This window comes from Bradyrhizobium sp. GW821-FHT12B03 (assembly GCF_058807535.1).
In genome coordinates this window covers 193,692-201,595 of record NZ_JBXAQU010000015.1, presented here as the reverse complement: position 1 = coordinate 201,595, position 7,904 = coordinate 193,692, and the positions used below count along the sequence as shown (strand labels likewise).

Genomic DNA, 7,904 nt, shown 5'->3' with positions numbered 1-7,904 from the left:
TCGACGCGCGAGGCGATCGTCGACGCCAGGAAGCCCGAGGGGATTCCGATCACCAGCAGGAGCGCGATCCCGATGATGACGACCATCACCGCCGCGCCGGCGAATTTAGCTGCTCTCATGTCGACTTTCCAACGGCGAACAAGCGGCGTCGAACCCGGCCGGTCGCCCGTCCTCTGCGCCACAGCCTATCCCGGGACGGGAAGCTGCACCAAGCCGCTAAAAATAATCGGAGGGTGCTGCAAAGTTATGTGACTTATGACACACTTCTCCAGCGCGGTTTTACGCGACTGTGACGTTGATGGTTCCAAGCGATTTGCCAGCGAAATTAACAAGCAAATTAACAAAGGAATTGAGATGAGCAAGCAGGCCGAATTTGCGGTCATCCTGAAGATGAACGCGATGTTCGCCGATCTCGGCGTGGACGAGCTCCAGCGGCTGTCCAGTCTCTGCCACACCCAGCATCTGGCGAATGGCGAGGTGCTGTTCCAGAAGGGCGATGCAGGGGATGCGCTGTTCGGCGTGCGCCGCGGACAGGTCCGGATCGAGACCGGCGCCTCCGACGGCAGCCGGTTGACGCTGAACTTCATGGGGCCGGGCGACCTGTTCGGCGAGGTTGCGGTGCTGGACGGCCAGAACCGCACCGCGGACGCGACCGCGGGCGAGGTCAGCGAGTTGTTCGTGTTGCGACGCGAAGACTTTCTCGCCTTTCTCGAGCGCGAGCCGAAGGTCGCGATCAAGATCATCGCGCTGCTGTGCCAGCGCATCCGCTGGCAGAGCGAGCGCATGGAGGAATCCATGCTGCAACCGCTCCCGGTGCGGCTGGCGCGGCGGCTCTGCGCGCTCGCCGCCGATTTCGGCTCCGAGGTGCACATCTCGCAGGAGCAGCTCGGCGTCTTCGTCGGCGCCGCCCGCGAGAGCGTCAACCGCCAGCTTCAGACCTGGCGCAAGGAGGCGATCCTGGATCTCCAGCGTGGGCGTATCTTGCTCAGGAACATGACCAAGCTGACGGCGATCGCGCGGAACGAGTAAGCCAAGCAATTTCCCGCCGCCTGGACGGCGGGAGGCATAAGCTCGCGCGCCCGCGACTTGCGCCGGCCTGTGCCTCTAAGCCGGCTCTTGCCGCGCCTTACTCCGCCGCAGGGTGCACGATATTCTTCGGCACGGGCGAGGCCTCCGCCGGCGCAGCCCCGTGATGATCGGTCGTCTCCGCATCCTCGCTGTGCACGATCAGCCGCTTGCCGAAGCGCCAGATCAGGGCGCCGAGATCGTCCATCACCATGAACATCGCGGGCACGAACACCAGCGACAGGATGGTCGAGAAGATCAGGCCGCCGATCACCGCGAGCGCCATCGGCGAGCGGAATTCGCCGCCGGCGCCGACCGCGAGCGCGCTCGGCATCATGCCGGCGGCCATCGCGATCGTGGTCATCACGATCGGGCGGGCACGCTTCATGCCGGCGTCGATCATGGCTTCCTCACGCGGCTTGCCGTCGCGGATCGCCTCGATGGCGAACTCCACCAGCATGATCGCGTTCTTGGTGACGATGCCCATCAGCATCAGGATGCCGATCCACACCGGCGTTGTGAGCTGCTTGCCGGTGACGAGCAGGGCCGCGATCGCGCCGCCGATCGAGAGCGGCAGCGAGAACAGGATGGTGATCGGCTGCAGGAAGGTGCCGAACAGCAGCACCAGCACCGCATAGACCATCAGCAGGCCGGCCTTCATGGCGGTGGCGAAGCCCTCGGACAATTCGTTCAGGCTCTCGGCGTCGCCTGATGGTGAGACCTTCACGCCCTTCGGCAGGCTCTTCATGACCGGAAGTTCGTTGATCTGCTTGGTGGCATCGCCGAGCGCCGTCGACCCGACGGTGTCGGCGGCAACGGTCGCCTGCCGGTCCCGGTCGTAGCGGTTGATGCTGGTCGGGCCCTGATCGAGCTTCACGTCGGCGATGACGGACAGCGGCACGCCGCCCTTCTCGCCGTGTTCGCCGAGCGGCACCCGCAACTGCTCGAGCGTCTTCAGATTGCCGCGCGCAGCATCCTCGAGCTGCACCCGGATCGGCACCAGTCGATCGCCGACGTCGAACTTGGCGAGCGCAGGCCCGACGTCGCCGATCGTGGCGACGCGGATGGTCTGCGACAGGCTTTCGGTGGAGACGCCGAGCCGGGCCGCGAGCTCGGCGCGCGGCTCGATGCGCAGTTCGGGCCGCTCCAGCGTGGTCTCCGAGATCACGTTGGAGATGGTCGGAATCCGCTTCATCTGGGTCGCAAGCTCGCTTGCGACGTTGTTGACGATGTTGGCGTCGACGCCGGTCACGACCAGCGAGATGGCGCGCAGGCCGTTCTCGTCCAGGAACCAGAAGCGCAGGTCCGGAATGTTGTCCAGTTCCTGGTTGATGGAGAATTCGAGCTCGCGCTGGGTGATGTCGCGGTCGACCTTGGGCACGTAATTGATGATCAGGGATGCGCGTCGGACTTCCTGGGTGCCCGGCGGAATGCGGCCGCCGTCGACGAAGATGCTCTTCACCTCCTGCCGCTTGCGCAGCCGCGCAACGATGTCCTCGGTGACCTTTTCGGTGTAGGCGAGCTGGGTACCGGGCGGCAGTTCGAGGGCGAGCAGCGATCGCGCGCTGTCCTGCGTCGGCAGGAAGCCTTGAGACAGAAGCGTGATGCTCCAGATCGAGGCAGCGAAGACACCCAGGCCGATCAGCACCGTGAAGAAATAGTGCCTCACCGACCAGGTCACGAGGCTATGATAGGCCCGCAACACACGGCCCGGCGGCGGCTCCGCATGGGTGTGGTGCTTGAGGAAGTAGGCCGCCAGCACCGGCGTGACGAAGCGCGCCGCCAGCAGCGAGAAGAACACCTGCACCGACACGGTGATGCCGAACTGCTTGAAGAATTGTCCGGCAATACCCGACATGAAGCTCGCCGGCGCGAAGATCGCGATGATCGTGAGCGAGATCGCGATCACCGCGAGCCCGATCTCGTCGGCGGCTTCCAGCGCGGCACGATAGGGCGATTTACCCATGTTCATGTGCCGCACGATATTCTCGATCTCGACGATGGCGTCGTCGACCAGGATGCCTGTCGAGAGCGTGATGGCGAGGAAGCTGACGAGGTTCAGCGAAAAGCCGAGAATGTCCATCGCCCAGAACGCCGGGAAGATCGACAGCGGCAGCGAGATCGCGGCGATGATGGTGGCGCGCAGATCGCGCAGGAACAGCAGCACGATGACGACGGCGAGGATGGCGCCCTCGAACAGGGTCGATATCGCGGCCTCGTAATTGCCCTTGGTGTATTCGACCGACGTGTCGATCAGCTTCAGGTCGACGTCGGGATAGGTGGCCTTGAGCGCATCGATGCGCTTCTGCACGGCGGCCGCGACGACGACGTCGCTGGCGCCCTTGGAGCGCTTGATGCCGAGCGCGACCACCGGCTCGCCGTTGAAGCGGGCGAAGGTGCGGCGGTCGGCGATGGTGTCGGTGACCGTGCCGAGATCGTCGAGCCGCACCTCGCCGCCGGCGAACAGCGGGATCATGGTGCCGGAGAGATCGCCCAGCGTCTTGGCGCCGGCCAGCGTGCGGATCGCCTGGTCGTTCTTGCCGATCTCGGCGCGGCCGCCGGCGACGTCGACATTGGTGCCGCGCAGGGTCTGGCTGACATTGACGGCGGTCAGCCCCATTGCCTGCAGCCGGTCGGGATCGAGCGAGACCAGGATCTCGCGCTCGACGCCGCCGATGCGCTCGACCTGGGCAACGCCGCGAACGCCCTGCATGGCGCGCTTGACCACGTCGTCGACGAAATAGGACAGCTGCTCCGGCGTCTTGCCGGGCGAGATCGCGGCATAGGTGACGATCGGCAGGCCGATCACGTCGACGCGCTGGATCAAGGGCTCGGTGACGTTCTGCGGCAGGTTCGAGCGTACGCGCGTCACCGCGTCCTTGACGTCGTTGAGCGCGCGGTCGGTGTTGGTCGAGAGCGCGAACTGGATCGTGGTGAGTGACAAGCCGTCGGTGATCGACGAGGTGATGTGCCACACGCCTTCGACGCCGGACACGGCGTCTTCGATCGTCTTGGTAACCTGGGATTCAAGCTCGGCCGGCGCCGCGCCGAACTGCGACACCGCGACCGAGATCACGGGAATGTCTGCCGAGGGCAGTCGCGTCACCGCGAGCTTGGTGAAGGAGGCCCAGCCGAGCAGCAGCAGGATGAACGAGAAGACGACAGACGGCAGCGGATTCCGGATCGACCATGCCGAGATATTGAGTGCCATCAGCGTCCCCGCGTGCGATCGAGTTCATCGGCGAACATGGTCTTGATCTGGTCGCCGTCATGCAGCGAAGAGCCGGCGTCGGCGACGACGATTTCGCCGACCTCGAGCCCTTCCAGGATTTCCGTCGCGGTGTCGGACGACAATCCGACCCGCACCTTGCGCGTCTCGATCGTGTTGCTCTTGACGACCTGCACGGTGAGATGGTCGATCGCGGTCTTGGGCACCGCGACGCCACAGCTTCGCTTGGCGTCGATGGAGGCCCGGGCGAAGGTGCCGATCTTCAGCGACGGATTGTTGGTGACGCTGATGCGGACGCGGCCGAGCTGCGTGGCGCGGTCGATGTCGGGCGCAACCAGACGCACCCGCCCGATCAGGTCGGGCGCGTCGTCCCGGCTGATGCGTACGGTGGCGCCGGAGCTGAGCTTGGACATGTGCACGGCCGGCACCTGCGCATCCAGCTCGATCTCGTTGTTGACGGCAATGCGGAACATCGGGCCCGCCTGCGGCGAGGCCGGTGCGCCGACGATGGTGCGGATCTCGGTGACGAGGCCCGGTGCCGGCGCTTTCAGCGAGACCGGGCCCTGCGGCCCGGGCCGCTGCGGCTGGCCCGGAATCTGCGGCGGCGCCGTCAGGCGCGCCAGCTCCTGGTTGTCGGTGACGATTGCGCCCTCGACGACGAAGAGGTCGGTCACCCTGGAGCCTTCCTGGTCGGCGACGACCACGGCTTCGCGCCGCGGCACGAAGAAGCCGGTCACGCGCACCAGGTCGGAGAAGCAGGCATTGGTCGATTTCGTCACGATGACGAGCGCCTCGCCCGGCGTTTCCTTCTCTTCGGGTCGGCGCCGATGCTCGAACAGATAATAGCCGATGCCGAGCACGACGATGAACGCCACGGTTCCGGCCGGCTTGAGATATTCGGAGAGGGTCATCGCCGGATTGTCCTGGCCTGGCTCACGGCCATCCGCACGAGGCCTGCTGAGAGCGTTTCCCTGAAACAAAGCGGCGTCCCGCAAGGTTGCGGGACGCGCTCTGGAAGCGAGATTTTACACCACATCACGACCGGTCATTTCAAAGGATTTGAGTCGTGCTCACTTCGATGCGGTGGTCTTGTTTTCCATGTTGACGACCTGCACGCGGCGGTTCACCTCCGCCATCGGCTGGCTCGGGTCCTTCAGCTTGCTCTTGCCGTAGCCGACGGTGACGAGGTCGGTCGCGGTGATGCTGTACTTCTCGACGAGGTAGCGCTTGATCGAATCGGCGCGGCGCTCCGACAGTTCCTGGTTGTAGCTGTCGCCGCCGACGGCGTCGGTGTGGCCGGCGAGCACGAAGGTCGAGCCCTTCAGGTCGGGGCTGGTCAGCGCGCGACCGAGCGCCTGCACCGAAGCCAGCGACTTGTTGCTGATATTGGCGGAGTTGTAGTCGAAGGTGATATCGAGATCGATGTTCGGCTTGTCCTTGGCGGCCGACGCGATTTCCTCGCGCTCGGTCGACGACAGCGAGCGCGTCGAACGGCCGCGCACCGACTGGATCAGCTTGGTCTCCGACACGCTCGGCGCGGGATCGGCCTGCGGGGCGATCGAGAGGCCGCGGGTCAGCGGCTTTTTCTGCGACGGCGCCAGCGCGCGGACGATCTCGTCCTCGGTGACGTTCTTGCTGTTGCCGTCGTCGCCGGCGAATGCGGGTGAGGCCGGCAGCGCCAGCGCGGCGCCGATGGCCAAGATGGACAGGATCGCGGTAAGTCCTTTTGCAGCCAATGTCATTGCCAGTCCCTCCTGCGCAGCTGACCTGCGTGGTTCCAAAATTCCTGCAATAGGCCCCTCGGGAAAGGCCGCCTGCGGCATCCGTTCATTAGTCTTGCCTGGGCCGCCGAGGGTTCGAGGCGTCCGCCGCCCCGACTCAAAAAAATACTAGCGTACTCCGTAGCTTGCGAATTCCTGGACGATGTTCGGATCCATCGCCTTGGCATTGGCAATGTCCAGCGCACCCTCCTGGGCGGAACCGTTGCGCTGCTTGGCCAGGCCCCGTCCATAGAGCGAGGAGGTCAGGCGCGGATTGATCCTCAGGGCTGCATCGAAATCGGCGATGGCATTCTTGACCGCGCCCGATTTCAGATTGACCAGTCCCCGGCTGTCCAGCGCATCGACGAAGTTCGGCCGCAACCGCAGCGCCTCGTTGCAATCCTTCAGCGCGCCCTGGAGATCGCCGACCACGGTGCGGGTCCAGCAGCGGTTGTTCAGCGCCTCGACATCCTTCGAATTGATCCGGAGCGTGTCGTCGAAATCCTTGATGGCGAGATTGTAGGCACCCTTGCTGGCATAGACCTGACCGCGCCGGTACAGCGCGTTGACGTCATCAGGGTTGGCCGCGATCTTGGCCGTCAGGCCCTTGATGGTGGGGTCATCCGCCAGGACGGCCGCGCTCGGGCCGCTGTCCAGGCTCGGCGCGGGCGCCAGATCGGCCGGCTTCACCGGCGGCGGAGGCGGCGGCAAAGCGGCCTCGACCTGCGGCTTCGGCGAGGGGGGCTGTGACGGCGGCGCGGGAGGTGCCGGCGGCGGATTGTTCGCAACCACGGGCGCCGGTGGGGCGGGCGGAGCCGGGGGCGGGTTGTTCGCAACGGGCGGTGGCGACGGCGCAGGCGGAGTTGGTTGTGGCGCCTTCGCGGTCGGGCGCGATCCGCTGGCTCCGGGAATGAACGAGAAATCCTCGGCCAGCGAGGAGGAAATCCACGGCACCTGCTCGCCGCGCGAGGCCCGGGTGACGCCCATCTTGGTGCGGTTCAGCGTCTCCTCGGCCATCAGGTCGGGGACGCGGATTTCCTTCAGCAGCTCCTGGACGAACAGGCTGTGCTCACCGCCGGCGTCCGAGACGACCGAGGCCAGCGCCGCCGAATACATCACCAGCGTGCCGTTCGGCGCGATAACCGGGGTCAGGCCGGCCGAGAAGCTGCGGAACCGGCGCTCGAACGGGTTGCGCCTGGAGGCGTCGATCAGCGCGATCTTGACGCCGGCGCCGCGGGTATTGAGCTCGCCGAGCACGGTTTCGAGGCTGACGCCGTCGCGGCGCACGTCGGATTCGGTCCAGATCTGCGCATCGACCGGTAGCATGTAGCTCTGGCGCGCCGACTGGATGCCGAAGCCGCTGAAGAACACCAGCGCCACCGAGCCCGGCTTGATCTTGCCGTAGAGCTTGTCGAAGGCGCGGCGCATGCCGTCGCCGGTCAGGTTCTCGCCGATCTCGACGGAAAAGCCGTCACGCTTGAGTTCGTCGGCGATGTCACGGGCGTCGTTGAGCGGCTCCTTCAGCGGGGCGTCCGCATCCGGATATTTGGCGTTGCCGATGACCAGCGCATAACGGTCGCCGGCCGCAAGCGACGGAGCGGCCGGGACGAGCGAAACGAGCAAGGGAAGAACGAAAAGGAAGCGAATTTTCATAATCAGCGCGGTCCAGCCAAAAAGGCGCCGATCCCAGCTTGCGCCGCGGCGACCTTAACTTACGCAATGGGCATTATCAAACCGGGGAGAGGGGGCGTCAACCGCTTGGAGATTCGGCGTTATCGCGACGATTGACCGCAATGCACGGGCACGCTGCGAGGGGAATGAACGGGCTGTCACGGTTGTGCTCTCGCGCT

At 65.5% G+C, this 7,904-nt stretch carries 5 protein-coding genes; 1 reads left to right on the top strand and 4 read right to left on the bottom strand.

Translation table 11 applies throughout. The features are described 5' to 3' along the window. The first annotated feature begins 354 nt into the window (after positions 1-354). Complete coding sequence (locus tag AC1RUR_RS26310; protein WP_492849374.1) at positions 355-1,029, top strand: Crp/Fnr family transcriptional regulator; 675 nt, start codon at positions 355-357, stop codon at positions 1,027-1,029. Positions 1,030-1,126: 97 nt separating this feature from the next. On the opposite strand, the gene AC1RUR_RS26305 is transcribed toward AC1RUR_RS26310, so the two are convergent. The 4 genes from AC1RUR_RS26305 to AC1RUR_RS26290 all read right to left on the bottom strand — a co-directional run bounded on the left by AC1RUR_RS26305 (position 1,127) and on the right by AC1RUR_RS26290 (position 7,707). Beyond that, positions 1,127-4,276: an efflux RND transporter permease subunit gene (locus tag AC1RUR_RS26305; RefSeq protein ID WP_492849372.1), complete on the bottom strand. Its 3,150-nt coding sequence runs from the start codon at positions 4,274-4,276 to the stop codon at positions 1,127-1,129. Further along, the gene (locus AC1RUR_RS26300) at positions 4,276-5,205 is read right to left on the bottom strand and encodes an efflux RND transporter periplasmic adaptor subunit (protein WP_492849370.1); all 930 of its coding nucleotides are present in this window, start codon (positions 5,203-5,205) and stop codon (positions 4,276-4,278) included. The genes AC1RUR_RS26305 and AC1RUR_RS26300 overlap by 1 nt, the downstream gene beginning before the upstream one ends. 159 nt (positions 5,206-5,364) lie before the next feature. Next, positions 5,365-6,036, bottom strand: a complete 672-nt coding sequence (locus tag AC1RUR_RS26295; protein WP_492849368.1) for an OmpA family protein — start codon at positions 6,034-6,036, stop codon at positions 5,365-5,367. A 147-nt stretch (positions 6,037-6,183) separates the two neighbouring features. Then, a complete protein-coding gene (locus tag AC1RUR_RS26290) occupies positions 6,184-7,707 on the bottom strand; it encodes a caspase family protein (protein WP_492849366.1) in 1,524 nt (507 codons plus the stop codon). Between the last annotated feature and the right edge of the window lie 197 nt (positions 7,708-7,904).